The organism is Marispirochaeta aestuarii, from assembly GCF_002087085.1.
In the GTDB taxonomy this organism is placed as follows: Bacteria; Spirochaetota; Spirochaetia; order JC444; family Marispirochaetaceae; genus Marispirochaeta; species Marispirochaeta aestuarii.
On record NZ_MWQY01000018.1, the window covers coordinates 1 to 25455 of the forward strand.

Consider the following 25455-nt stretch of genomic DNA (forward strand, 5'->3'; position numbering starts at 1 on the left):
CTTTTTCTCACGGACTGCCCGGCTCTCTGTCAGTGACAGGCTGATCTGGCTTAAGAGGATCAGTACTCCGTTAAAACAGGCGGCGGACTACCTTCCGGCCTATGCATGGGCCTGAGGTATCCCCAGGGTTCGGGACACTAGCTAATACTTGTACCCAAATTTTCGTAACAACTCGCGGCGCTCCCGCTTTTCCTTCTCCCCTTCGACGCCTTTGGGAGAAAATCCGTCCACTACACCGATAATTCCCCGGCCCTGACCGGTCTCGGCAGTCAGGATCTGCAGGGGGTTGGCTGTGGCCGCGTAAATCCGGGCGACTTCGGGGCACTGCTTTATCTGATTCAGGACGTTGATTGGAAACGCGTTCTTAATTATCAGATAAAAACTGTGCCCCGCCGCAGTGATTCTGGCGCATTCCACAGCTTGTGCAATTAGGTCGGCATTGTTGCCTTCGCTGCGGATAAGACATGGGCCGGAAGCCTCACAGAAAGCCAGGCCGAACTCGATTCCCGGTACGGACCCTGCCATGATCTCACCGAGGTCCTCCACAGTTTTAATAAAATGAGACTGGCCAACTATGATGTTGCAGCCCTCTTCCCACTCAAGCTGGTGAACTTCGATCCTTGCATTCATTCTTTCCGCCCCCTTCCAACTATTACTCCACCTGCCGCAGAGCCTGACTTATATTAAGGCTGTAGTCCCCGATATGTTCGAGGTGTCGCACAATATCCCGGAAAATCAGCTCTCCCTTAAGTTCAGAACGTTTCTTCTTGGCCATTTTCCGCCAGGAAATCTTGTTCAGCTGGTCCCGCATTTCGTCTATGGCTTCCTCCAAGCGCAGGGCAGCCTCCAGATCGTAATCCCGGATCGACTTTCCCAGATTGTCGGCATTGAACTTAAGGAAGTCCAGAACTCTTCCGGCATACTCGGCGATCTCTTCGGGACCTTTTTTATGAAGCTGAAGTTCTCCCTCTTTCAGTTTTTTTATCAACATGGCAATGCTGTAGGCGGAGTCCGAGATGCTCTCTAGTTCGTAGACCACCCTCTGCAGGGCCTGAATATTCCGCGCCTGGTAGTTGCTCAAGGAATCCCGCATGCAATCGGTAAGAAAATCCGTCAGCTCTTCCTGCATATCATCCAGATATTTTTCCAGGTCGCCCATCTCCATTTCCACCTCATCGATCCGGGAGAAATCCCTGGCTGCCAGCTGAATCTGCGACATCATTGACCAGGTCTCCCGGGCCATTCTGGCAGCTTCTGCGTGAACGCTGATCAGGTTTGATTCAACCGCATCAGGAATGTTGGAAGGAACCGCGACAAAACGGTACGCCCCGTATCCGGGCCGGATTTCGTCGTCCTTTACCATGCGTTTGACGAGTTCGGCAATCAGGGGGACAAACCAGATCAGCAGCAGGGTATTTGCAATGTTGAAGAAGGAATGAAAAGCCGATAGGTGCAGAGGAATCATGCTGCTTTCCGAGGAGAGTCCAGGTACGAGCTTCTCGATAAAATCGACGAACGGAAAGAATATAATCAGCATCCAGGTCACGCCGACCAGGTTGAATACCATGTGTGCCCGGGCGGATCGCTTCGCTTCTGCTTTCATGGGAAGAGAGGCAAGAAATGCCGTGATGGTTGTTCCGATATTCTCGCCGAGAACAATGGCGGCGGCAATCGGAAAATCGATCCAGCCCTTGTAAGCCATGGTAAGGGTCAGTGCCATGGCCGCCGAAGAGGACTGAAGGATTACCGTAAGCACGGCTCCTACCAGAACAAAGAGGATAATGGAAAGATACCCCAGGGAGGTAAAACGGGCAAGAAAGGCCAGGGCCTGCGGACTGCTCCCGATATCGGGGACCGACTCTTTCATCAAGTGCAGGCCCAGAAAAAGCAGTCCGAAGCCGATCAGGACCTCCGCAATTTCCCGCCGTTTTTCGGAACGGCTGAAATAGAAGGGAATGGCGATCGCCACCGCAGGAAGGGCAAAACCCGTAATTTTGACCTTGAAACCAAAGATCGAAACAATCCAGGCGGTGAGGGTGGTTCCGATATTGGCGCCCATAATCACCCCGATGGACTGTTGCAGGTTTACAAGTCCGGCATTAACGAGGCTGACAAGAATAACCGTCGTTGCGGAAGAGGACTGAACAATACAGGTCGCCGCCAGTCCGGTAATAACCCCCATCAACCTGTTGGTCGTAAGGGTACCCAACAGGGACTTCAGCTTATCCCCGGACCGTTTGTGAATTCCATCGCTCATGGACTTCATACCGATCAGGAATATGCCGAGCCCTCCCAAAAGATTCAGTATCTGAAAAATCGCAGACATGATTGCTCCACAGGGAAAAATGTTGGCATTAGTGCAGGATGCCTTTTATGTTTTAGCATACATTTCGGCATTTTTGGAATAGGAAGCAGGAATAGCCTTCTTCCTTCATGCCGGATAATGCTATACTTTTTTAACTGCATATGAAAACAAAAGCCCTGGTAGTATCGGCCGTGATCCTCTGTTTCAGTGTGCTTGTAAGCGCCGAGGGAGCCCGGGAGGGTACTGGAAACTCCTCCCCAATATTACAGCGGGAAGTGCGCCTGATAATCTCCGGAAATGCAGGAAGTACCCAGGACCAGCTGATAAGAGCCGTCCTGCCTGTTCTGGAAGACAGCCTTCCCTTTCCCGTTCTGGTGGAATACGGAATCGATTCGTCCCGCTCTCCAGGGGATCGGTACAGCTGGATAGCCGGAAACATCAGCAAGCATGTAGATAAACCGTCACCGGATGTGCATGTATTTGTTGCCTTTGAGATACCGGTTGTACTGGCCGCCTCTCCGGTATCTCCCGTGGTCAGTTTTCCGGATATTTTTCTCATCCCGCGGGATTCCTCCTTTCTTGAGTGCCCGGTAACACCCGGAGCCATGAGAAGAGAAAGCACTGCATCCCAGAAGCTCAGCCATATCCACTTCAGGGAAACGGAACCTGTCTCCGCCCTGAAAGCTGCAATCGAAGCACGGGTCCCCATGATGGCCGCCCTATCGGTGGAGCTGACCGAAGTTCTTCGAACCGGAAAGCTGAAGGCCCTCGCGACCTTCTCCTCCTCTCCCTTGCGGATAGAAGGCTACGGAACGGTCCCTCCCGTGGCTTACTGGGAGAAAGGCTATTCGCCGAAACCGGACTATTTTGGTATATTATTACCCGATACTGTGTCGCCGGAAATTCTGGAGATGCTTACAGAAATCTGGATGAAGGATATCGGTGGTTCCGGGGACTTACGGGCCTACGCCGCTGAAAGAGGTCTCATTTTCAATCCCGTGGTAAACCCTGGAGAGACCGGCACGCCTTCCCCGCGGTAATGATTTTATTTAGGAGAAAAGAACGCCGATGGACCGGCACTACGATGAATTTTCACGTTTTTTCAAAGCCCTGGGAGATCCCAGCCGGCTCCAGCTGGTGCATATTCTGCTCCAGTCTGAAGGCAGCCTCAGCGTCAGCGCCCTGGGGGAGCAGGTCAGCATAGGCCAGTCGACCGTAAGTCAGCACCTGCGGATACTGAAGGACGCCGGAGTCATCCGGGCGGAGCGCCGCGGGGCATCGATCTTTTATCAGGTAGATCGGCCCCGTCTGCGCGAAATGGGACACCGGTTCCAGGCCCTATTCGGTTCACTCCTCTTCGAAGGGGAGGCTACTCCATTTTAAGGGGATAGCCCGCCTTCTCTGTTGCCGTGATAAGCTGTTTCTGGGCCTGTTCGAGAAAATCCCCGCTCAGGGTCTTTTCCGGATCAAAAAAGGTCGCCCGTACGGTAATCGCCCGACGGCCCGCTCCCATATCAAAGACATCAGCCACCGAACAACCGCTGAGTTCCTTAATCCCGGCCTTTTCCGCGGCACGCAGAATGTCCGCGGCCCGGTCATCCGGTCCGGCTATGACGGTAAAGTCGAACACAGAATGGGGAAAGCGGGGAAGGGGTTTGTAGACCGTCTTGTCGGGCCGTGAATCCTCCTCGAACAGAGAAAGGTCCAGCACGATCAGAGTGCAGTAGCCCTTAGCCTTGAATTCCCGCATGGTAAGAGGGTGCACCGTGGTAATCATCCCCGCGGGTTTCCCCTTTATATGGATATCCAGGCTCTCAAAAGGGTGAATCCCCTGCCAGTCCCGGGGTATCGCCGGATTGGGAAGTTTGTTTCCCTTTCCGCTCTTTTCTTCCTTCAGCTCCACCAGCCGGCCGGGGAGCCTCAGGTAGTTCATCAGGCGATCGGCGGTATTGGCGGCATCCATAAAGCGGGATACCTGACGGTCGTAGAATGCCGCCGCAAAGAGGTTCCGTTCCCGGGAGAAACCCTCATCATCTGAGGAATAGCCCCGGCCTATCTCGAACATGGCGAAACGGTTGTAGTGCCTGCTGTTGTCTGCGGCGGCTTCCAGAAAGCCCGGAACCAGGCTGGGGCGCATGCGGCCCATTTCCTTGCTCAGGGCATTGGCGAGCTGCAGATTCTCATTCTTCTCAGGCCATCCGACCTTCTCCAGCAGGGCTTCTCCGATCAGGGGATAGGTAATGACCTCATGGGCGTTCCCGTGGAGCACCATGAAGTCCTGAATCGAACGTTCCAGACGTTTCGGATTCGGCAGGCGCACAGCCTCTATCTTCCATTTCGGCGGCTGGGCGGGAATGGCGTTGTAACCGTACATTCGGCCGATCTCTTCTATCAGATCCGCATCGCACTCCACATCCTTCGTTGCCCGGAAGCTGGGAACGCTGACTGAGAAGCCTTCCGCTGTTCCGCTGACACCGAAGTCCAGGGCCTCCAGGATCTCCTGTACCCGGGACTTCTCCAGGGTACAGCCCAGCAGTGACTCAATCTTGCTGTGCTTGAGATCGATCACAGGCGTCTGTATTTCCGAAAGATCGATCCCATCGTATTCCAGCTTTCCCTCCACCTCGGCGCCGGGATTAAGTTCCAGCAGAAGTTCGAGAATTCGCAGGGCTGTTGGCTCCAGCATCATCGGATCCAGACTCTTTTCGTAGCGAAGGGAGGAATCGGTCCTGAGGCCGATTCGGGTGGAACTCTTCCGTATTCCCGCATCCACAAAGTTGGCCACCTCGACGAAGACTTCGGTGGTATTCTCCGTGACTCCGCTGTTCAAGCCCCCCATGATGCCGGCGATAACCAGAGGCTTCACCCCGTCGGCAATCACAGTGTCCTCCGCCTCGAGACGGCGGGTCTGCTCGTCCAGGGTGATAAACTCCTCCTCCCTGCCGACTTGTCGCACAATAATGCTGCCTTTCTCTATGCTCTTTTTGTCGAAGATATGGTTCGGCTGTCCCATCTCCAGCATTACATAGTTCGAAATATCGACGATACTGTTGATGGGGCGCAGGCCGCAGTCCAGCAGCCGCTTCTGCATCCATTGGGGACTCTCTCCCACGGTGACCCCTTTTACGGTGTATCCATAGTAGGCCCTGCAGTAGGAGTCGGGATGTACAGTAACGCTGACCGGGGATTTTCCTGTTCCGAAGCGGGAGAGCATCTCCCTGCGCCATTCAGGATTAAAGGGACGCTTGAGGGGTACCTGAAAAGCTGCGGCAAACTCCCGTGCCATTCCGTAGTGACCCCATAGGTCCGGACGGTGGGTTATGGACTTGTTGTCGATATCAAGTACCACCGTTGGCGTTGAATCCAGGTATTCTGCCATGGTCATGCCGATTACCGCCCCGCCGTCGAGTTCCATCAGTCCTTCATGGCTGTCCGAGAGTCCCAGCTCGTCCTCGGCGCAGAGCATTCCCTCCGAAAGGATCCCCCGGATCTTCTTGGGCTCCAGGGTAAACCCCAGGGGCAGGGTCGTGCCGACGGGCGCATAGGGGACCTTCATGCCGATGGCGCAGTTGGGCGCACCGCATACAACCCGACCCCTGCCTGCGGCGCCCGCATCGAAGGATACCAGCTGGAGCTTGTCCGCGTCGGGGTGGGGTTCGATACCGGTAATCGTCGCCACATAGGTTTCTTCCAGAACCTTGCCGCTTTCAAGAACCTCCTCAACCTCGCAGGTACTGAGGGTAAAGCGCTCGGCAAGATCGTGAGAACTCATCGCCGGCAGTTCTACATAATCATGAATCCAGTCCATGGAAATCTTCACAGCAGTCCTCCTAGTAAGCCTTGAACTGGGAGACGAAGCGCAGGTCCCCAGAACGCAGATGGCGAATGTTGTCGATGCCGTAGCGCATCATAACCAGACGGTCCCAGCCCATTCCGAAGGCGAAACCGGAGTAAAGATCCGGATCGATGTTGCCGTAGCGCAGCACCCGGGGATGCACCATACCGCAGCCCAGGGCCTCGACCCATCCAACCTGCTTGCAGACAGAGCAGCCCTTGCCGCCGCAGAGCAGACACTTGTAATCCAGCTCAAAGCCGGGCTCAACAAAGGGAAAGTACCCGGGACGCAGCCGCACCTCGAGTTCTTTATGGAAAATCTCCGAGAGCAGAGTCTTGAGAAAATGGACCAGGTGAGCTACCGAGACCCCTTCTCCAACCATCATCCCCTCTATCTGCCGGAAGGCCGCCTCGTGGGAGGCGTCGATGGCCTCGTTCCGAAAGACCTCCCCGGGACCGACAAACTTGAAAGGTGGCCGGTGTTTTTCCATTCCCCGCACCTGGATCGGAGAGGTATGGGTCCTCAGCAGGTGGTGCATATCGGAAAACCAGAAGGTGTCCTGCATATCCCGGGCGGGATGATTGGCGGGAATATTCAGGGCCTCGAAGTTATAGTAGTCGCTTTCGATGTGGGGACCGTCGAGTATATCGAATCCCATGGAGATAAAGATGTCCTCCACTTCCCGCCCGATGGCGGTGAGAGGGTGGTATCCGGCGCTGCCGAGGCCCCGGTCGCGGAGGGAATCCAGCAGCGAAATGTCCTGCCGTTCCGATGCCAGCCTGCGGTCGATCTCTTCCCGTTCGATCCGGACAGCGGCCTCATCAATTTCCGAAAGGATCTTCTGCTTAAGTTCGTTGGAAAGGGGACCCAGGGTTTTCCGCTCTTCCGGGGTCGCATCCTTGAGGCTTTTCAGAATCTCGTTGAGCCTGCCCTTTTTGCCAAGGTACTCCGCTTTGATGGTGGCCACCTCGGCACCGGTAGAGACAGCGCCGATTTCGCGGGAAAACTCGGCGTACAGACTTTCTAAGCGTTCCTCCATGGAATAACTCCTTTTAAAAACAAAAAAGCGGGTCCCTCCTCTTTCAAGGAGAAACCCGCCGCATTTACGCTGATCACACCACGATCATGGCAGCCCGGGTCCCTCCTGGGTGCTAAAAAAGAAAAAAAAGAAGGAAAAAAATATGCCCTGCATACCTGTCATGGTGGCTTTATTATAGCGACGAGGACGATACTGTCAAGGCGCAGATAGAGCTCACTGGATTAGCGCTACAAGGAGAGGAGGTCCTTCACTAGGTGAACAACGTTACGGACCTCCTCTCCAGTAGCGGCATAATTTGTGCCATCTCTCCGTGCGGACAGTTTCGTCCTCGCACTTGATGGCGCCTATGGTTCGGGGTGGACAGTACGGCCTCCGTGGGCGTAATAATAGTACCATGGCGAACAAAAAGAATACGTATTGCCTGGTCCTCGGCGGAGGCGGCGGCCGGGGTGCCTATGAAATCGGGGTCTGGCGGGCCCTGCGGGAACTGGGCATTGGTTTTCACGCTGTAGCGGGGACCTCTGTCGGGGCCCTGAATGCCGCCTTCGTTGCCCAGAACGATTACGAAGGAGCCATGGAGCTTTTCTCCTTTGCCACCATCAGGGACATTGCGGACGTTCCGGAGAAATTTCTCAAGGACGGCAGGATCAATCGTGATCTGAACAATCTTCGTCGTCTCAGCAGTTATGTTCTGTCCCGACGGGGACTTGATACATCCCCCATGAAAAAGCTCATTAATCACTATCTCCGGGAAGAGACGATCAGAAAGTCCGGGATCGATTTTGGCCTTGTTACCTTCGATCTGTCACAATTCAGACCCCGGCATCTCTTTCTCGAAGACATACCGGACGGTCAGCTGGCTGACTATCTCCTTGCCAGCGCTTCCTACCCCCTGTTCCGCAGTCCCGTTATTGACCAGTCAAAACTGACCGACGGTGGCGTAGCCGACAATATGCCCTACAACATGATGAAGGAACGGGGTTACCGGCGCATCATTACTGTCAACCTGTCCGGAGTGGGACGTACCAGGCGTCCCCAGACGGAAAACACCCAGACCGTATACCTGAAAAACTCCCAGCCCCTGGAGGGAGCCCTGGAAATCTGTCCGGAAAATTCCCGCAGGGCAATGGATCTTGGATACCTGGATACGCTGCAGAGCTTCGAGGAGATAGACGGCATACGCTACTTTATTCAGAACGACCTGCCTCTCTTCCGCTCCCTGGAGGAGCATTTCTTTAACGAGAGGAACCTCCCCTTGATGCGATCCGCTGCCAAAGGGCTGATAAAAACGGAAAAAGGCGCCCCGTCGAAACCTGAACACCTGGTGCGGAAGCTCCTGCCCAGGGACCTGGCAAAATACCGCTTCCCGGTGATTCCTGCCATCGAATGTACCGCCATCTGTCTGGGAATTCCCCGGGAACCCCTCTATTCCCTGCCTGAACTTATCCGGCTTATCAGGGAAGAGGAACAGAAGCTCGGTAGCATCGAACCCTTTACTGAACAGGAGAATTTTCCGGGACTTGTCCGGCGTCTGCGCGGTGAACTTGATTCCCTGAAAACCGCAGGGCTTCTGCAACTGCCCCCCGCACGTTACGTAACGGCTCTTCGAACAGTTACAGGCATGAGCGACGGGAACTTCGCCGTGCGAATGCTGCACCCCCTGTTCCCGGAGCTTCCCGTCGCGAATCTGATGCTCCGTATTATCCAAAGCAGTACCGGTTTTTTCTATTGACCTGAATGAAGGGTGACCATACAATCATACTACACGGAATCATAATCCTTAAGGAGAAAAGATATGAAAAAGATTTTAGTATCTGTCATCGCCATCGCTCTTATTTTCACCCTTGTTACCTCGTGTTCCAAGAAGGAAGAAGGCGCCGCGGCAGTGGATCAGGCCATGAAAGTCGGAATGGTGACCGACGCCGGAACAATCGACGACAAATCCTTCAATCAGGGTACCTGGGAAGGTATTCAGGCAGCCCAGGAGGACATGCCCATCGACATCAAGTACCTTAAACCCACCGGTACTACCGAAGCGGATTATCTCAAGGAAATCGGGAACCTCTACGACGCGGGTTACAAGTTTGTTGTTACCCCGGGGTTCAAGTTTGAAACCGCCATCTACCAGGCTCAGCAGAAATATACCGACGCGAAATTCGTCCTACTGGACGGCGTTCCCCACCCCGGCGATTACAACACGGAGGTCGGTCCCAACACGGTATCCATCTTCTTTGCAGAGCACGAGTCAGGATTTCTCGCGGGAGTTGCCACAGCGCTGGAACTCAATGAAGGCGAGGTCGCCTTTATCGGCGGTATGGAGATTCCCCCGGTCCAGAAATTCAACTGGGGATTCCAGCAGGGTGTTACCTACGCCAACGAAAACCTCGGAACATCCATCAGCATCAATCCGGACAATGTCGTCTACCAGGGCTCCTTCGACAATGTAGCCGCGGGACAGCAGCTGGCCGCCCAGATGTTTGAGAAAGGTGTTGACGCAATATTCTGCGCCGCCGGCGGCGTCGGCGTCGGAGCCATCAACGAAGCAAAGGCCAGGGCCAAGTCCGGTGAAAAGGTCTGGATTGTCGGCGTAGACGTAAATCAGTATACCGAAGGAATCTACGAGGGCGAGAAGTCGGTTATTCTGACCTCGGCCATGAAGCGGATTGACCAGGCGGCCTACGACATGATCAAGGCTGAAATAGACGGGAACTTCCCGGGTGGACAGATCCTGACCCTCGACGCAACCAACAACGGAGTCGGAATCCCCGAGGAGAATCCCAACCTCTCCGCCGATACCCAGTCACAGATGGACGAAGTTTTCTCTGACCTGCAGGCTGGAAAAATAACCGTATCCGCAGAGCAGGGCTCTCTGATTAAATAAACCGAAACCTTAAACAGGCGTTTCCCCCGGGAGGCGCCTGTTTTTATTTTCCCGGTCCGGAGGCGCCGATGGAACATGTTGTCGAAATGGTGAATATCCGCAAGGAGTTTCCCGGTATTGTTGCCAATGACCGAGTCTCGATAGATCTCAGAAAAGGAGAAATTCTGGCCCTTCTGGGGGAAAACGGGGCCGGTAAATCGACCCTCATGAGTATTCTTTTCGGCCTCTACAGGCCGGATGAGGGGTTCATCAAGGTCCGGGGAAAGGAGGTACAGATTACCAACCCCACCCAGGCCAGTGCCCTGGGAATTGGTATGGTACACCAGCATTTCAAACTGGTTCACAACTTCACCATCACCGAAAATATCGTTCTCGGTATGGAACCCAGGAAAGGACTCAGCCTCGATCTGGCATCCGCGGCAAAGCGGATTCGCGAACTGTCCCGGCACTACGGACTCAACGTCGATCCCGATGCGATTATCGAGGATGTCTCCGTAGGAATGCAGCAGCGTGTTGAGATTCTGAAAATGCTCTACCGGGACGCTGAGGTCCTGATCTTCGATGAACCCACCTCCGTCCTGACGCCCCAGGAAATTCAGGACCTGATGGAGATAATGCGGAACCTGATCAGGGAGGGTAAATCGATTATCCTGATTACCCATAAACTGAAGGAGATCAAGGCAATAGCCGACCGTTGTACCGTAATCCGCCGGGGCAAGGTAATCGGTACCGTGGATGTCAAATCCACCAGCGAATCGGAAATGGCCCGCATGATGGTCGGCCGGGAGGTCTCCTTCACTGTGGATAAGGAAAAACGCGAGCCCGGCGAGCTGATTCTGGAGATAGAGGACCTTTCGGTCCGGAGCGGACGGAATATCCTTGGGGTCAAGAATTTTTCCCTGCAGGTCAGGGCCGGAGAGATCCTCGGACTGGCCGGGGTGGACGGCAACGGACAGACCGAACTTGTGGAGGCCCTGACCGGACTTCGGAGCATAGAGAGCGGACGGATCCTGCTGAAAGGAAAGGACATAAGTTCCGACGGTATCCATCAGCGGATACGGGCGGGGATAGCCCATATCCCGGAGGACCGGCAGAAGCGCGGCCTGGTCCTGGATTACAGTGTCGAAGACAATCTTGTTTTGGAAACCCACAGCAATGAGCCCTTTGCAAAACACGGTTTTCTCCAGCGTGAACCGATCCGGAAACACGCCCGGAAGATCATGGAAGACTTCGACGTCCGGGCAGGAGAAGGTGCCGTCACCAGAGCCCGGGCACTTTCGGGAGGAAATCAGCAGAAGGCCATTGTCGGCCGGGAGATAGACCTGGATCCGGATCTGCTGATTGCCGTACAGCCCACCAGGGGTCTGGATGTCGGATCCATCGAATACATTCACCGCCGGCTGGTCGAACAGCGGGACAGGGGCAAAGCAGTACTCCTCGTGTCCCTGGAACTGGATGAAATCCTGGACCTTTCGGACAGAATCGCCATTATCAGCCGGGGTGAACTGACAGGGATTGTCCGGGCCGACGAAACAGACGAAAACGAGGTGGGCCTCATGATGGCCGGAGTCAGGCAGGGAGAATCGGCATGAAGGTGAGAGTTTCACGGGAGATAATCGTCGCCCTGACCGCGGTAGTACTCGGGCTTGCCGCCGGGGCTCTTTTCATGCTGATAACCGGCCATAATCCCTTTGAAGGTTATACCTACCTTTTTCGCGGCGGATTAATGAACGTTGAACGAATCGGGAACTCCCTGGCCACCGCCACTCCCCTGATCATGACCGGACTTTCGGTGGCCTTCGCCTTCCGTACCGGGCTGTTCAATATCGGCGCCTCGGGGCAGATGCTCATCGGCGGACTCTGTGCCACCGCCGTGGGCCTGACACTTGTTCTGCCCCAGCCGCTGCTCCTTGCACTTATGCTTCTGGCCGCTGTCTGCGGCGGAGCCCTCTGGGGACTGGTCCCCGGCTTCCTCAAGGCCAGGTTCAACGTCCACGAGGTAGTAGCCACCATCATGATGAACTGGATCGCCTACTGGACGGTCTACTATACGGTCCCGGCCTATTTTAAAGGACCCTACCTTGAGACCGAATCCCGCAAGATTCCGGAGTTCGCCTCGTTGAAGGTTCCCTGGCTTACCAGGATATTTGAAGGTTCCTACGTCAACCTCGGCCTTTTTGTGGCCCTTGCGGCGATTGTTGTTATTGCAGTTATTCTGAACCGTACCGTACTGGGGTATCAGCTCAAGGCCGCCGGTTTCAACCGTTACGCCTCGGAATATGCGGGTATGAATGTTCAGCGCAACATCATCCTTTCCATGACAATTGCAGGCGCCCTGGCGGGAATCGGCGGAGCGACCCTCTACGTCGGGTATGCCTCAAACATGCAGATAGGAGTCCTGCCCAGCCACGGCTTTGACGGAATCGCCGTCGCTCTCCTTGGATCAAACACCCCCATCGGGGTTCTGGGCTCGGCACTCTTCTTCGGTATTCTCCACTCCGGGAAGGGCTTTATGAACGCCATGACAGAGATTCCGCCGGAGATAGGAGACACCATCATCGCGACAATCATCTATTTTGCCGCCACCAGCGTCCTTATCGAGAACGGGCTGAACGCTCTTCAGCGCCGCCTGGTCAGACGCAAGGGACAGGAGGAAAGCTGATATGTGGGCTATCATAACGCAGATATTCCCCTATGCCGTCGCCTTTACGATCCCTCTGCTGATTACCTCCCTGGGGGGCCTCTTCAGCGAACGCTCCGGCGTCGTCAATATCGGACTGGAAGGTCTCATGGTAGTGGGATCCTTTACCAGCGCTCTGACAATTTCCAGCCTTTATCCCGTCATGGGCAGCGCGGCGGTCTGGATGGGGCTTGGTGCGGCGGTTCTGGCGGGTGCCGCTTTTTCACTGCTCCATGCCTTTGCCAGCATCAACCTCAACGCAAACCAGGTAATCAGCGGGACGGCCATCAATATGATCGCCGGCGCTCTTACGGTTTTCTTTGCCCGCAATATCACCGGTTCGGGAAACATCCAGATCGTTTCAGGACTCTCCCGCCGCAGCATACCCCTTTTGAAAGACCTGCCGATTGTCGGCCCCCTCTTCTTTACCCAGACCTATACCACCACATGGCTGGTCCTGCTGATCCTCTTTGGTGCCTGGTATCTGATCTACAAGACCTCCTTCGGCCTCCGGCTCAGATCCTGCGGGGAACATCCCCAGGCCGCGGATGCCGCCGGGGTAAATGTCTACCTGATCCGCTATATCGGGGTACTCTTCTCGGGGGCCTTCGCGGGTCTTGGGGGAGCGATTATCCTGGTAACCTACTCTGGAGAGTTCAACGGCTCTGTCGCGGGACTGGGATTTCTCGCCCTCGCTTCGCTGATCTTCGGTCAGTGGAAACCCCTGGGGATTCTCGCCGCAACCTTCTTCTTCGGCTTCGCCTCGACCATCGCCAATGTCTCCCAGGTAATCCCGGCCCTGGCCCTGATTCCTGGACTTGTTCTGAAAGCTTTTCCCTATGTGGTTACCCTGATTGCTCTGGTTATCTTCTCCAAATCCTCCCAGGCTCCCCGGGCGGCGGGAGAACCCTTTGATCACGGGAAGCGCTAGACGATATGGAAAAAGAACCGGATATTGAACAGCTTGTAACCGCCGCCGCTGCCGCCAGGAACAACGCCCATACACCCTATTCCCGGTTCAAGGTGGGCGCCGCCCTGCTCCTGGCGGACGGCAGCATCCGCGACGGGTGTAACATAGAAAACGCCAGCTACGGCGCCACGGTCTGTGCCGAGCGTGTGGCCATCCTGAAAGCCCGAAGCGAAGACCCTGAGATGCAGATTCAGGCAATCGCGGTGGTAACCCAGAGCGAGACCCCCTCCCCCCCCTGTGCACTCTGCCTGCAGGTCATGGCTGAATTCTGCTCTCCCGAAACCCCGATAATCCTCGCAAACACTTCGGGAAAGCGCCTGCACTACCGCTTTGACGAGCTGCTGCCCCATCCCTTTACCCAATCCTTATTGTAAATTCACCCCCCGTTAACAGAAAACTCACACACCGGTATTTACATATATACCGATGGCAAAGGTAGATTTACACGTACATTCAAAGTATTCCGATCACCCGTCGGAATGGTTCCTTCAGCGTCTTGGTACCTCCGAGTCCTATACCGAACCGGAGTATATTTACACCACCGCAAAACAGCGGGGCATGAACCTGGTTACCATAAGCGATCATAACAGCATCCAGGGAGCATTGGAGCTGAAGAAGCAGCACCCGGAAGACTGTTTTGTCAGCGTGGAGTCCACGGCCTACTTTCCCGAGGACGGCTGCAAGATTCACATTCTGCTCTTCGACATAACCGAAGAGCAATTCGAACACATAGAAGCTCTCAGAAAGGATATTTACCTCCTCAGGGACTACATCAAAGAGGAAAATATCGCCTATTCGGTGGCTCATGCGACCTATTCTGTAAACGGTGCGGTTACGGCAGAGCATCTGGAAAAACTGATTCTCCTGTTTGACGTTTTCGAAACTATTAACGGGGGCCGGAACGAACGCAACAACAATGAGTGGACCCGTTATCTCTCGTCCCTTACCCGGGAAGACATCGAAGGGCTGCAGCAGCGTCACCGGATCGAACCCATGAGTGTTACCCCCTGGATCAAGGGCTTCACCGCAGGGTCGGACGACCACGCGGGAATCTTTATCGGGAAAACCTGGACCTCCAGCGAAGCTTCCACGGTGGAGGAGTTTATCCACAGCATACGGACCAGGAAAACCGCTGCCCACGGGCGGCATCACAATTTCCACTCCATGACCTTCATGATCTACAAGATCGCTTTTGATTTTTTCCGCATCAGGCATAACGGCTCAGTCCCCGGACCGGTCTCTCTGGTTCTTGACGGTCTTTTCAACGAAAAAGAGCTGAACCTGAAACGCGCCTTCGCCCTGAAGCGGATACAAAAGAAAAAGAAGAAGAGTGCCAACCAGCGAATCCTGGTCGATCTCATCGAACAGGTTCGAAGCGTGAACTATCACGAAATCGATGCCCGTCTGGATATTGTCTATGAAAAGGCTTCGGAGCTTCTGGATGCAATTATCAAGGATTTTATCGATTCCTTCGGAAAGCACCTGCGTAAGGGCAACTTCGACAAGCTGATGCGGAACTTTTCCTCCCTGCTCCCGGCCCTGTTTCTTACGGTTCCCTTTATCAGTACCTTCACTCACATGTTCAACAACCGCAAGCTGGTTAACGAAATGTTTCTGCGTCTTGGCAAGGAACCTCCCCGAAAGGAGAAAAAGATCCTCTGGTTTACCGATACCCTTACCGAGCTGAACGGGGTGGCCATAACGGTGCAGGAGATCGGATGGATCGCCCATACAATGAAAAAGGAGATCCGCATTGCAGCTGCAGTCGGGAGTGAGAACCTGGGGGAACTTCCTCCCAATTTAATGAACATTCCCATCGTCGGCAGCCTGCCCCTTCCCCATTACGAAAAGCTCAACTTGAAGGTCCCGAGTCTGCTGGCCACCTTAAAGCTGATAAACGACTACGATCCGGACGAGATCTACATATCCACCCCCATGACCATCGGGCTCACAGGACTTGCCGCCGCACGGCTTCTGAATATACCCGCCGTCGCGATTCACCATACCGACGGAACCATGCAGGTACGTAAAATTGTTGATGATATAACCATTACCAATTACGTTGAATCCTACATGAAGTGGTTTCACTCAGCCTGCGACAAGACCCTGGTCAATACCCGGGAATACGCGGAAATATTGAAGAAACGGGGCTACCGCATGCCAGAGGTGGGTCTCTTTCACCGGGGGGTGGATACAAATCTGTTCAAACCTCATGCCGGAGCCCGGAGGGTCCTGGGGGAGAAATACGGAATCAGAAAAGGAATCAATCTCCTCTATGCAGGACGTATATCCCGGGACAAGAGTGTGGACATCGTTGTTGACTGCTTTCTTCATCTGAAAGAGGAGTTTCCGGAACTGAACCTGATTATCGCCGGGGAAGGCCCGTATACCGATGAGATGCTGCGCCGGGTACAGAGGGAGGAGCGGGTCCATTTTCTCGGCAGGGTCGACCACGACCTGATGCCCATCGTCTACGCCGCCTCGGACCTGTTCCTCTTTCCCAGCGTAACCGACACCTTCGGCAGGGTTGTAGCCGAAGCCCAGTCCTGCGGGGTACCGACCATCGTAAGCAACGCAGGGGGCCCCCAGGAGATAATCGCGGACGAACGAACCGGCTGGATTGTCCGCACCCAGTCCGGAGAGGACTGGATCACAGCGACCAGGAAACTTCTTCAGAACCTGAAGGAAAACCCGGAAGAGTATAACCGCATGGGACTGGAGGCCCGCTCCCATATCATTGAAGAGTACAGCATGCAGCATTTTATTACCGGATTGTTTAGAAAACACCCCCGGGAATCCAAACTCGCTGAATCAGCATGAACACAACCGAAATTTCGTGCATTTTTTCTTTATGGCGCTATAATTTAACTAGAAAAGCATCATCGTGTTGCACCGACTGATTTTCTTCAGGAGGTTCAAAATGAAAAAAATCTTGGTCTTGCTGCTTGTTGTTACTCTCGGGGCTGCATATGTCAACGCCCAGGACCAGAAAACGGGCTCCGTCGGCCTGGTTCTCACGAATTCCATTGCCTTTGCCGGTATCGGCGGAGAACTCTTCCTTGGCAACCTCGGCCTGGGTGCTACCTTTACCTTTCTGCCCATCGGGGGCGGAGGCGATATGGTCATCTTCTATGAACCCGGAGCCTATGCCCGCTTCTATTTCGGTAACCCCGCGAGCGCCATGTACCTGATGGGCGGCATGAGTTACTTTACCGCCGCGGGAAGTTCCGGGGACAGCGGACTAAGCAGCTTTGACGGAGGGATTCTCAACATTAATGGGGGCTTCGGTTACAACTCCATGTTCGGAGATAATAACGCAACGCGATTTTACATCGAGGTTGGTCCGCGCTATACTAGCCTTGTTGTAGACAGTGACGAGGAGATTTACGCCGGATTCTTCCTCCACTTTGCCTTAGGATTCGGCGCCACATTCTAAGAAAGGGATTCTTTAATGGGAGACTACTTCGTTTTTACCGCCATCGGGACCGACCGGGTCGGAATCGTGGACGAGATCGCCGCGGTTCTGGAAGCCGAAAACTGCAACATCGAGGAGAGCCGCATGGCCGTGCTGGGAACGGAGTTCTCCGTGATGCTGCTGGCCTCCGGCGGTCAGGGGATTGTTCAGATCCTTGAAAAAGACCTCCCCGATATAGGCGACAAGCTGGGACTGCACGTGCAGATCCGCCCGACGAGGGCTCCCCGCGGGTCCTCTGAAGGGCGTCCTTACAGCATCGAGGCAATCTCATTGGATGCCCCCGGTATCATGCACGCCGTTACAGCCGTACTGAAGAGAGCGGGAGTAAATATCGAGGAGATATCCACCGAAACAACATCGGCTCCCTGGACGGGGGCAACAATGTTCCAGATGCGGGGCACCCTGATCGTGCCCCGGGAGGTTCACATTGCCGAGCTTCGAGACCAGCTGGAAAATCTGGAACATGAACGGGACATAGACATTGTACTCAAGCCCCTGAACAGATAAGGGACAGCTCCAAAAACTGCTATTTTACACATATCCTGCGCCGTCAAGATCGCCCGCGGACCCCAACTCTCGCTATGGCCAGAGTTTACTGGAGCTACAAAATCTTTCCTCCCTGACCAGGGTAAAACTTCCACGTTTATAAAGGTGCCCTGAGCAAACATTACAAAAGTGTAATCTTCCTGTAAGGATACGGTAATCAGGATTCTGTATTGTATGTATGTACGGAAAAAATACAGTGAGGAGGAATCCTGTTATGAAACGAAAAATATTTTCCCTTTTAATACTGCTTCTTTTTGCCCTGGGAATGTCAGCGGCGGCTTTCGGCCAGTCCGAAGGTTATTCCCGGGCACTCTACAGCACATCGAACGGTGCAACCCAAAACCTGAAAGGTTTGCAGAACGATTTTCGCCGGGTTGCCCAGGAGGCACTTCCGGTAGTTGTATCCCTCGATGTGGTTGATGTAATTGAGCAGCAGGTACGATCACCCCAGTCACCCTTTGAGTTCTTTTTCGGCCGTCCGGACAACCGCGAACAGCAGCAGGGAGAACCTGAAACCCGGGAGTTCCGGCAGGAAGGACTCGGTTCCGGTGTGATAGTTCAAAAAACCGGACGAACTGTCTATGTCCTGACGAACCATCATGTCGCCGGTAAGGCTGACGAAATTACCGTCAACCTCTACGACGGACGCAGTTACTCGGGAACCCTCGTGGGAAGCGATGCACGAAAAGACCTGGCCCTGGTCAAGTTTGAGACGGCGGAAAATATTCCCGTGGCAAAACTGGCAGATTCGGACCAGACCCAGGTCGGAGACATCGTATTTGCCGTCGGAAACCCCCTGGGATTTGAATCGACCTTTACCTACGGAATCGTGAGTGCTGTGGGGCGTACCGGAGGTCCCGGCGTGGAGGGCAATCTTACGGATTACATTCAGACCGACGCCGCCATCAACCGCGGCAACTCCGGCGGAGCCCTGGTCAATATCGATGGAGAGGTAGTAGGCATCAACACCTGGATAGCCTCTCAGACCGGCGGCAATATCGGGATCGGTTTTGCCATCCCCATAAACAACGCCAAAAAAACCATCCAGGACCTGATTGAATCCGGAGAGGTTCAGTACGGATGGCTCGGTATATCCATGGGAAATCCCTCGGAGAACATTGCCAAAGAGATGGGATTCGAAGGTCAGAAGGGGTCCTTTGTCTATAATGTCTACAAGGAATCCCCCGCCATGAAGGGCGGAATACGCCCCGGAGACCTGATAACCTTTATTGACGGACGCCGTATAGAAAGCAGCGACAAACTTCTGCAGGAGGTCGCAGCCCTGGAGCCCGGAAAAACCTACAGCTTTGGAATTATCCGCGACGGTTCCTCCATGAATGTACGGGTTCGCATAGCCACCCGGGCACCGGAAGACGCCATTCGATCGAACGTGGAAAACCTGTGGCCCGGCATGACCGTCGTCGGTATAACCGATGAAATCCGGGAGCGTCTGGATCTTCCCAGAAACATGGGCAATGTAATGGTCGGAGCAGTAGAGCAGGGATCCCCCGCCTACAATGCGGGTTTCAGGTCCGGCGACATCATCAAGGAGGTCAATCGCACCAGGATTGAATCCTCCCGGGACTTTTATCGTGTGTTCAATTCCGAGGAGAGTGACGAGCTTATCTTCAAAGTGAATCGTCAAGGAAACGACATGATCCTCGGACTTGTACGGTGACGCGTTGCGTCATCTAATGTTCCCTTCCTTCGTTCCCCCGGTCTTTCGAGACCGGGGGGCTTTTTTGTCCTGTGATGTTTTCGGCATTTGATGGAATACAAAAAAACAGGTACTATTTACCTGAAGGTAACGAGGAAAAGCATGGCTGCATCGAATGATTTTTTCAGAGGTTCTGACCCGGAAAATACGAATCGCGGGTCTCTGGAAGGACATTTCCTGATCTCAGAAACCGAACTTACAGATCCAAACTTCATTCAAACCGTCGTCTATCTGGTTGAACACAATGATAATGGTGCTTTGGGTTTTGTCGTTAACCGGAAAAGCGAAACAGCCCTGAAAGACGTTATTCCGGATTTTACCGATAGCCCCGCAGGGGAGCTCGAGGTGTATATAGGCGGACCGGTGGAACAGATGTTTCTATTTACCCTCCACTCCGGACTTCCAGGGGACAAGCGATCCGACGCAGCCAGCTCATCCCTGCAGGGGGTAATTCTGGAACCGGATTTTGAACTGATACGCCGCTTTCTCAGCGAGCAGTGGCCTGACCTCAACCCGGAGCACCGGCCGGAGATCCGTTTCTATGCGGGATATGCCGGATGGGCTCCCGGCCAGCTGGAAAACGAGCTTCGTCACGGAGCCTGGGTTGTTATTCCGGCAACACCGGGAATAGTATTCGCCCCGGAACCGGAAGAGTCCTGGCGAAACGCCCTGAGAAAAAAAGGCGGTATCTACTGGGTTGTGGCGGAAACCGGATTCAAACCCTCCATGAACTGAAAAAACCCGGCCGCCCCCGCTTCAGGGACGGCCGGGTAAAACAAAGCGTACCCTCCGAGGGCTGCTATTTTTCCTGTCTGATCTCAATCTGACGGGGTTTGGCCTCAGGTCTTTTTTCCATCGTCAGGGTCAGTATACCGTTACTGAAGCTTCCGCTTATCTTCTCGTTATCCACATCCTTGGGCAAGACGAAGCTGCGACTGAACTCCCGGATCTTTCTTTCCCGGACCAGGTAGCGGGCTTCGGTTTTCCCGGAGTTTTCCACGTTCACGGATGAAATAGTCAGCAGATTATCATCCACCTTTACATCCACATCCTTCTCGCTGAAACCGGGTATTTCTGCTTCCAGCAGATAGCGTCCCTCTTCTTCACGCACATCTACCCGGGGAGCATAAAAACCGTCCTGGGGCAGGTCTTCAAAGAAGTTGTTGAAAAGTCGGTCCATATCGTTCCACAGGCTTGCATTGCGGGGTCTGGTATGTCGTACAATAGCTCTCATAATTGTCTCCTCTTCTTCCCTGGGGGAAGATAATATTTCTATCATAATACAAGCATTTTTCATGCCAATTTATATATTTCATTGCATAATAACAAGTTATGCATATTTTGCCCTGTGGTACCTGTCAGCCGAATGCTATCTTGTGTGTCGTTTTTACACATGTCCCATTTTAACGATACATGTAGTGTTATTTTGACTCATCAACAGGCTCCTGGGATCCCGATACGACACAAACCGCTGCAGCCTTGATTCACCCTGACGAGATCGTTAGAATCCTCAGTCAATGGAAAGCAGGATTATCTGCGGGCTCGGCAATCCTGGAAGGGAATACGCACGGAGCCGCCACAACATCGGATGGATGCTCCTTGAGGCCTGGCAGCCGTCCCTCGACTACCGCAGCAAATTCAAGGGTGAATACGCCCTTATACACAGCCCTGTAAAACTGATAAGCCTGAAACCCATGACCTTCATGAATAAAAGCGGCGAAAGTCTCAGATCCTGCGCGGACTTTTTCTCCGTCTCACCCGGGGACATCCTGGTAATTCATGACGATCTGGAGCTCTCCTTTGGAGATGTTCAGATAAAGAAGGGGGGCGGCCTGGGAGGACACAACGGACTCAAGTCAGTCAGGCAGCACCTTGGGACCCCGGATTTTTACCGGCTGCGTTTCGGTATAGGACGCCCCCGGAGGGGCAGTGTTTCGGACTTTGTCCTTTCCCGGTTCTCCAAAGAAGAGGAAGCGGAGCTGCCGGATCTGCTTCTCAAGGGAGTTCAGATTCTGGAAGAGTTCATTCGCAAGGAGAAACAATGAACCACGAATTATCCCTCAGGGTAATCGAGTATTTTGGAACCGACTCCAGAAGAATTCACCACGCCATGCAGGTCTACGGTTTTGCCGAGACAATTCTTCTTGCAGAAGGGATTGTCGGCAAGGAAAGGCAGGTCATTGAAACAGCAGCCCTTATCCATGACATCGGGATTCCTGAGGCGGAACGAAAACACGGCTCTTCCGCCGGCAATTACCAGGAGCTCGAAGGACCTCCCCTGGCCCGGACAATCCTTGAAGGACTCTCATACCCGGAGGAGGTAATCAATCGCGTCTGCTTCATAATAGCCAACCACCACAGCTACACTAAAATTGACGGCATCGACTTCCGCATACTCGTGGAAGCCGATCTTATCGTCAATATCTACGGCAACACCATGTCCCGGCAAGCCGCAGACACCCTGATCAGCAAACACTTTGTCACTGCCGCCGGGAGGCGAATCGCCGAAGGGATGTATCAGGGGTATTGAGCTCCCGCGACACCAACATATACCGAGTACACAGCATGGGTTCCCATGATGAACAGCTGATTTCGTTTCTTTCCGCCAAAGGTGAGGTTGGCAACGACATCAGGGACCAGGATCTTACCGAGAAGCTCTCCCCCGGGAGAATAACAGTGAACACCGTCAGCTGCACTGCTCCAGACATTTCCGTCGATATCAACCCTGAATCCGTCGGAAATCCCCGGATTCACTTCGACAAAGACCGTGTTCCCGCTTAACTCATTTCCATCTTTCACTTGGAAACGACGAATATGGTGGGCTCCATTCTTGTCGTGGGTAGCTCCCGTATCCGAAATATAGAGGTATTTTTCATCGGGAGAAAAGGCCAGACCGTTGGGCATCTGGAAATCATCGGCCACGACCGTCAGCTTCTCTTCCTTCGGGTCATACCGAAATACATAGTTCTTTCCTGTTTCGCTGGGGCTGCGCTTTCCCTCGTAATCAGACATGATGCCGTAGGGAGGATCGGTGAACCAGATTGTACCATCCGATTTAACAACGACATCATTCGGAGAATTAAGACGTTTCCCTTCATAATTATCAACCAGCACGGTTATCGATCCGTCTATTTCCGTGCGGGTAACCCTCCGGGAAAGATGCTCGCAGCTTATAAGGCGTCCCTGTCTGTCCCGGGTATTGCCATTGGAATTATTCGATGGCGACCTGAATACGCTCACCCCCAGACCATCAACCCAGCGCATCATGCGGTTATTGGGAATATCACTCCAGACAAAATAGTCCCCATCGGAAAAATAGACCGGACCTTCGCACCACTTCATTCCGTCATGAACCAGTTCCAGGTCACAGTTTCCCAGCAGATAATACCGGAACCGTTCATCAAAAATTTCATAATCCCGAATACGTTCTCCCATACCTTGCTCCTTGTCTTTACGTACTCTTCAGCTGCCGAATAATACTGTCCAGCAATACAGAAAAGATGATGACCACACCGACGGCGGCTCCCTGCCAGAAGGGTGATACCCCGAGAAGATTTAATCCATTGTTAAGAACCGTAATAATGGCTATACCTATAAGCGTTCCCAGGAGCCCCCCCTTGCCGCCGGCAAGACTTGTTCCTCCGATGACGACTGCAGCAATGGCATTCAATTCAATATTTATGCCCGTATCAGGATCGACTGCTCCCAGGCGGGATGTAAGAATCAATCCGGAAACAGCGCAAAGAAAACCGGTAATTGCATAGGTCAGCGCCGTATAAAAACGGACGCGTACGCCCGAAAGATGAGCGGCCTCTTCGTTGCTTCCGATGGCATAAATATATAAACCGACCTTCGTCTGTTTCAGCATGAAATAGGCCATTCCAAACAACACAATGAACACAATAAGGTACAAGGGAACGCTTCCGATCTCTGCATTTCCGAAAAAGCGATACGCCTCAGGAAGTCCCACCAGCGAACGGCCATCCGTCAGCAGATATGTGGCCGATCGCCCTATGGATAAAAAGCCCAGGGTGACTATAAACGCCGCCAACCGCGCATATGCCACAAGAAAACCCTTAATGACACCGACAAGGGTTCCCAAAAGCAGCATGGCAACAACGCCCGGAATTACACCGAACTGCTGCATTACGATTCCACCGAACATTGCTGCCACCGCGGCGTTACTGCCTACGGACAGATCTATACCCCCCGTCAGGATTACAAGGGTTTGACCTATGGCAATAATCCCCAGAAATGTTGCCTGCCAGAACAGGTTTCGAAAGTTGCGAATGGTAAGGAACCTCGGGGTCAGTATCGTCAGTACCAGACAGAGAAGGATGAATGCAATTGTCATGACAATCTCAACCTGGGATGTGTAGGACAGCAGCTTATTCCCTTTCTCTTTCCATTTCTGAATTAAATTTGGCGACCCGTACATAGTCTCTTTCATGAATTTTCTACCTCGTTTGTTGATGCACTGGACGCATAGCGTATTATTTTCTCCTCATCTGCCTCTGACCAGTCCAGTTCTTTTACAATTGTGCCGGAATTCATAACCAGTATTCGATCGCTTAAGGCCAGGATTTCCGGTAATTCCGAGGATATCAGAATGATTCCCTTGCCTTCCTGCACAAGCTGATCGATCAATGTATAGATTTCGTATTTCGCACCAATATCTATTCCCCTGGTCGGTTCATCGAGGATAAGGATATCAGGATCCAGGGTCAGCCATTTTGCGAAGACGACCTTCTGCTGATTCCCCCCGGAAAGAGAATCCACGGGGTCCGAGACTTCACCAATACGAATTCGCAGATCATCCACCCGTTTTCTGACAATCCGATCCCCCTCCCGTTTAGCAAGAATCATCCCTGAACCAAGGGCATAATGGGCAAGCAGCAGGTTATCCTGGATGCTCATGTTGACAATCAAACCGTGACTCTTTCTGTTTTCCGGAAGCATGCCGATACCCTGCTGAATCGCTTTTCTCGGGGATCGGAAGATCTGGGACCGACTGCCTGTTGATACAGCACCTTCCTTCAGTTTATCTGCACCAAAAATCGCCCGGGCAAATTCGGTTCGGCCGGCGCCGACCAATCCTGAAAGTCCGACAATCTCGCCCCGACGCACGGTAATGTCACAGCCGCGGCAACGGGGTCCATTGTTTACATTCTGCGCCTGCAACAGGATTTCTCCAGGTTCACGTCTTTTCCGAATGGAAAAAAGGTCCCCGATCTCCCTTCCAACCATCGAGGCAATCAGTTCATCAGGAGTTGTTTCTGCTGTTACAAAATCGTTAGTTTTTTCTCCGTCCCGTAAAACGACGATACGATTGGAAAGTTCAAATATCTCTTCTATTTTATGGGTAACAAAAACAACCGTTGTACCATGATTTTTTTGCAGGCGTCGAACTAATTGAAACAGCTTATCTACTTCCCTGGGACTCAGGGCGGCGGTAGGCTCATCCAGAATCAAAAGCCGGGCTTCGTATGCGATACCTTTCAGAATTTCCAGAATCTGCTGTTCCGCGACAGACAGATTGGAAACGAGAATATCGGGATCGACCGGAAGATCCCAGCCAATCTGACTGTAGAGCTCAAGGGCTCTTTTACGCATATCCTTTCGGTTCAAGAGGGTTTTTGTCGTCCCCCTGGCGCAGTCGGAAAGATACAGGTTTTCCGCAATTGAAAGGTCCGGCACAAGGTTGAATTCCTGAAGAACAATCCCTATACCTGAATCAATTGCCTCGTTTGTATCCCGAAACGATACACGCCTGCCTTCAAGCAGAAGCTCTCCACTGTCATACCCCTGAACCCCGGCGATTATTTTTGCCAGTGTTGATTTTCCAGCACCATTTTCACCTACAAGTGCCAGGGTATCACCTTTTTCGATGGTCATGCTGACATTATTCAGGGCCTGGATTCCACCAAAGCGTTTGCTTATCTCTTTTACTTCAATTAACGGATACACATCATCCCCTATGCTATGCAGAAGCACTGCGGACACAATA

At 53.4% G+C, this 25455-nt stretch carries 23 protein-coding genes; 15 read left to right on the forward strand and 8 right to left on the reverse strand.

Annotation, left to right across the window (positions count from 1 at the left end):
• Positions 1-141: 141 nt before the first annotated feature.
• Together B4O97_RS14835 and B4O97_RS14840 are read right to left on the reverse strand one after the other, a co-directional pair.
• Entirely contained in the window at positions 142-630 is a 489-nt protein-coding gene (locus tag B4O97_RS14835; protein WP_083051992.1) for an adenosine-specific kinase, read from the reverse strand.
• Between the two features lie 22 nt (positions 631-652).
• A complete protein-coding gene (locus tag B4O97_RS14840) occupies positions 653-2326 on the reverse strand; it encodes a Na/Pi cotransporter family protein (RefSeq protein ID WP_083051994.1) in 1674 nt (557 codons plus the stop codon).
• A gap of 140 nt (positions 2327-2466) precedes the next feature.
• Between B4O97_RS14840 and B4O97_RS14845 the strand changes: the two genes are divergently transcribed.
• The gene (locus tag B4O97_RS14845; protein WP_083051995.1) at positions 2467-3345 is read left to right on the forward strand and encodes a type 2 periplasmic-binding domain-containing protein; all 879 of its coding nucleotides are present in this window, start codon (positions 2467-2469) and stop codon (positions 3343-3345) included.
• A 28-nt stretch (positions 3346-3373) separates the two neighbouring features.
• Positions 3374-3688 carry an ArsR/SmtB family transcription factor gene (locus B4O97_RS14850; protein ID WP_083051997.1) on the forward strand — a complete coding sequence of 105 codons (315 nt, stop codon included), beginning with the start codon at positions 3374-3376 and terminating at the stop codon, positions 3686-3688.
• Here the strand turns inward: B4O97_RS14850 and pheT are convergent.
• Positions 3675-6125 carry a phenylalanine--tRNA ligase subunit beta gene (gene pheT / locus B4O97_RS14855; protein ID WP_083051999.1) on the reverse strand — a complete coding sequence of 817 codons (2451 nt, stop codon included), beginning with the start codon at positions 6123-6125 and terminating at the stop codon, positions 3675-3677. The two genes, B4O97_RS14850 and pheT, sit on opposite strands and share 14 nt — an antisense overlap.
• A gap of 10 nt (positions 6126-6135) precedes the next feature.
• Positions 6136-7179, reverse strand: coding sequence for a phenylalanine--tRNA ligase subunit alpha (gene pheS / locus B4O97_RS14860; RefSeq protein WP_083052000.1), 1044 nt, complete (start codon positions 7177-7179; stop codon positions 6136-6138).
• Between the two features lie 394 nt (positions 7180-7573).
• Between pheS and B4O97_RS14865 the strand changes: the two genes are divergently transcribed.
• The 11 genes from B4O97_RS14865 to B4O97_RS14915 all read left to right on the forward strand — a co-directional run bounded on the left by B4O97_RS14865 (position 7574) and on the right by B4O97_RS14915 (position 20183).
• Positions 7574-8911, forward strand: a complete 1338-nt coding sequence (locus B4O97_RS14865) for a patatin-like phospholipase family protein (RefSeq protein ID WP_158084323.1) — start codon at positions 7574-7576, stop codon at positions 8909-8911.
• 63 nt (positions 8912-8974) lie between these two features.
• Positions 8975-10060 carry a BMP family lipoprotein gene (locus B4O97_RS14870; protein ID WP_083052003.1) on the forward strand — a complete coding sequence of 362 codons (1086 nt, stop codon included), beginning with the start codon at positions 8975-8977 and terminating at the stop codon, positions 10058-10060.
• Positions 10061-10128: 68 nt separating this feature from the next.
• Positions 10129-11652 carry an ABC transporter ATP-binding protein gene (locus tag B4O97_RS14875; RefSeq protein WP_083052005.1) on the forward strand — a complete coding sequence of 508 codons (1524 nt, stop codon included), beginning with the start codon at positions 10129-10131 and terminating at the stop codon, positions 11650-11652.
• The gene (locus B4O97_RS14880) at positions 11649-12722 is read left to right on the forward strand and encodes an ABC transporter permease (protein ID WP_083052006.1); all 1074 of its coding nucleotides are present in this window, start codon (positions 11649-11651) and stop codon (positions 12720-12722) included. Before B4O97_RS14875 ends, B4O97_RS14880 begins: the two co-directional genes overlap by 4 nt.
• Position 12723: 1 nt before the next feature.
• Positions 12724-13671, forward strand: a complete 948-nt coding sequence (locus B4O97_RS14885; RefSeq protein WP_083052008.1) for an ABC transporter permease — start codon at positions 12724-12726, stop codon at positions 13669-13671.
• A 5-nt stretch (positions 13672-13676) separates the two neighbouring features.
• Positions 13677-14084, forward strand: coding sequence for a cytidine deaminase (gene cdd / locus B4O97_RS14890; RefSeq protein ID WP_083052010.1), 408 nt, complete (start codon positions 13677-13679; stop codon positions 14082-14084).
• Positions 14085-14136: 52 nt separating this feature from the next.
• A complete protein-coding gene (locus B4O97_RS14895) occupies positions 14137-16530 on the forward strand; it encodes a glycosyltransferase (RefSeq protein ID WP_083052012.1) in 2394 nt (797 codons plus the stop codon).
• A gap of 100 nt (positions 16531-16630) precedes the next feature.
• Entirely contained in the window at positions 16631-17146 is a 516-nt protein-coding gene (locus tag B4O97_RS14900) for a hypothetical protein (RefSeq protein ID WP_083052015.1), read from the forward strand.
• A 15-nt stretch (positions 17147-17161) separates the two neighbouring features.
• Entirely contained in the window at positions 17162-17692 is a 531-nt protein-coding gene (locus tag B4O97_RS14905; protein ID WP_083052019.1) for a glycine cleavage system protein R, read from the forward strand.
• 253 nt (positions 17693-17945) lie between these two features.
• The gene (locus B4O97_RS14910) at positions 17946-19409 is read left to right on the forward strand and encodes a Do family serine endopeptidase (RefSeq protein ID WP_158084324.1); all 1464 of its coding nucleotides are present in this window, start codon (positions 17946-17948) and stop codon (positions 19407-19409) included.
• Positions 19410-19550: 141 nt separating this feature from the next.
• Positions 19551-20183 carry a YqgE/AlgH family protein gene (locus B4O97_RS14915; RefSeq protein ID WP_083052127.1) on the forward strand — a complete coding sequence of 211 codons (633 nt, stop codon included), beginning with the start codon at positions 19551-19553 and terminating at the stop codon, positions 20181-20183.
• A 64-nt stretch (positions 20184-20247) separates the two neighbouring features.
• Here B4O97_RS14915 and B4O97_RS14920 read toward each other — a convergent pair whose 3' ends face one another.
• Positions 20248-20682 carry an Hsp20/alpha crystallin family protein gene (locus B4O97_RS14920; RefSeq protein WP_083052022.1) on the reverse strand — a complete coding sequence of 145 codons (435 nt, stop codon included), beginning with the start codon at positions 20680-20682 and terminating at the stop codon, positions 20248-20250.
• Positions 20683-20965: 283 nt separating this feature from the next.
• On the opposite strand from B4O97_RS14920, the gene pth reads away from it, so the two are divergent.
• Both pth and B4O97_RS14930 read left to right on the forward strand, forming a co-directional pair.
• On the forward strand, positions 20966-21493 hold the full coding sequence (gene pth / locus B4O97_RS14925; RefSeq protein ID WP_083052024.1) for an aminoacyl-tRNA hydrolase: 528 nt from the start codon (positions 20966-20968) through the stop codon (positions 21491-21493).
• Positions 21490-21978 carry an HD domain-containing protein gene (locus tag B4O97_RS14930; protein WP_083052025.1) on the forward strand — a complete coding sequence of 163 codons (489 nt, stop codon included), beginning with the start codon at positions 21490-21492 and terminating at the stop codon, positions 21976-21978. The genes pth and B4O97_RS14930 overlap by 4 nt, the downstream gene beginning before the upstream one ends.
• Here B4O97_RS14930 and B4O97_RS14935 read toward each other — a convergent pair.
• The 3 genes from B4O97_RS14935 to B4O97_RS14945 are packed head-to-tail and all read right to left on the reverse strand — an operon-like array spanning position 21966 to position 25415.
• Positions 21966-22883 carry an SMP-30/gluconolactonase/LRE family protein gene (locus B4O97_RS14935; RefSeq protein ID WP_083052027.1) on the reverse strand — a complete coding sequence of 306 codons (918 nt, stop codon included), beginning with the start codon at positions 22881-22883 and terminating at the stop codon, positions 21966-21968. The two genes, B4O97_RS14930 and B4O97_RS14935, sit on opposite strands and share 13 nt — an antisense overlap.
• A 16-nt stretch (positions 22884-22899) precedes the next feature.
• Complete coding sequence (locus B4O97_RS14940) at positions 22900-23898, reverse strand: ABC transporter permease (protein WP_083052028.1); 999 nt, start codon at positions 23896-23898, stop codon at positions 22900-22902.
• Positions 23895-25415: a sugar ABC transporter ATP-binding protein gene (locus B4O97_RS14945; RefSeq protein WP_143305731.1), complete on the reverse strand. Its 1521-nt coding sequence runs from the start codon at positions 25413-25415 to the stop codon at positions 23895-23897. Before B4O97_RS14945 ends, B4O97_RS14940 begins: the two co-directional genes overlap by 4 nt.
• Between the last annotated feature and the right edge of the window lie 40 nt (positions 25416-25455).

Excerpts from the sequence above, each read along its gene's own strand:
- B4O97_RS14835 (WP_083051992.1), bottom strand. The coding sequence starts at position 630 with ATGAATGCAAGGATCGAAGTTCACCAGCTTGAGTGGGAAGAGGGCTGC.
- B4O97_RS14840 (WP_083051994.1), bottom strand. The coding sequence starts at position 2,326 with ATGTCTGCGATTTTTCAGATACTGAATCTTTTGGGAGGGCTCGGCATA.
- B4O97_RS14845 (WP_083051995.1), top strand. The coding sequence starts at position 2,467 with ATGAAAACAAAAGCCCTGGTAGTATCGGCCGTGATCCTCTGTTTCAGT.
- B4O97_RS14850 (WP_083051997.1), top strand. The coding sequence starts at position 3,374 with ATGGACCGGCACTACGATGAATTTTCACGTTTTTTCAAAGCCCTGGGA.
- pheS (WP_083052000.1), bottom strand. The coding sequence starts at position 7,179 with ATGGAGGAACGCTTAGAAAGTCTGTACGCCGAGTTTTCCCGCGAAATC.
- B4O97_RS14865 (WP_158084323.1), top strand. The coding sequence starts at position 7,574 with ATGGCGAACAAAAAGAATACGTATTGCCTGGTCCTCGGCGGAGGCGGC.
- B4O97_RS14870 (WP_083052003.1), top strand. The coding sequence starts at position 8,975 with ATGAAAAAGATTTTAGTATCTGTCATCGCCATCGCTCTTATTTTCACC.
- B4O97_RS14875 (WP_083052005.1), top strand. The coding sequence starts at position 10,129 with ATGGAACATGTTGTCGAAATGGTGAATATCCGCAAGGAGTTTCCCGGT.
- B4O97_RS14880 (WP_083052006.1), top strand. The coding sequence starts at position 11,649 with ATGAAGGTGAGAGTTTCACGGGAGATAATCGTCGCCCTGACCGCGGTA.
- B4O97_RS14885 (WP_083052008.1), top strand. The coding sequence starts at position 12,724 with ATGTGGGCTATCATAACGCAGATATTCCCCTATGCCGTCGCCTTTACG.
- cdd (WP_083052010.1), top strand. The coding sequence starts at position 13,677 with ATGGAAAAAGAACCGGATATTGAACAGCTTGTAACCGCCGCCGCTGCC.
- B4O97_RS14895 (WP_083052012.1), top strand. The coding sequence starts at position 14,137 with ATGGCAAAGGTAGATTTACACGTACATTCAAAGTATTCCGATCACCCG.
- B4O97_RS14900 (WP_083052015.1), top strand. The coding sequence starts at position 16,631 with ATGAAAAAAATCTTGGTCTTGCTGCTTGTTGTTACTCTCGGGGCTGCA.
- B4O97_RS14905 (WP_083052019.1), top strand. The coding sequence starts at position 17,162 with ATGGGAGACTACTTCGTTTTTACCGCCATCGGGACCGACCGGGTCGGA.
- B4O97_RS14910 (WP_158084324.1), top strand. The coding sequence starts at position 17,946 with ATGAAACGAAAAATATTTTCCCTTTTAATACTGCTTCTTTTTGCCCTG.
- B4O97_RS14915 (WP_083052127.1), top strand. The coding sequence starts at position 19,551 with ATGGCTGCATCGAATGATTTTTTCAGAGGTTCTGACCCGGAAAATACG.
- B4O97_RS14920 (WP_083052022.1), bottom strand. The coding sequence starts at position 20,682 with ATGAGAGCTATTGTACGACATACCAGACCCCGCAATGCAAGCCTGTGG.
- pth (WP_083052024.1), top strand. The coding sequence starts at position 20,966 with ATGGAAAGCAGGATTATCTGCGGGCTCGGCAATCCTGGAAGGGAATAC.
- B4O97_RS14930 (WP_083052025.1), top strand. The coding sequence starts at position 21,490 with ATGAACCACGAATTATCCCTCAGGGTAATCGAGTATTTTGGAACCGAC.
- B4O97_RS14935 (WP_083052027.1), bottom strand. The coding sequence starts at position 22,883 with ATGGGAGAACGTATTCGGGATTATGAAATTTTTGATGAACGGTTCCGG.
- B4O97_RS14940 (WP_083052028.1), bottom strand. The coding sequence starts at position 23,898 with ATGAAAGAGACTATGTACGGGTCGCCAAATTTAATTCAGAAATGGAAA.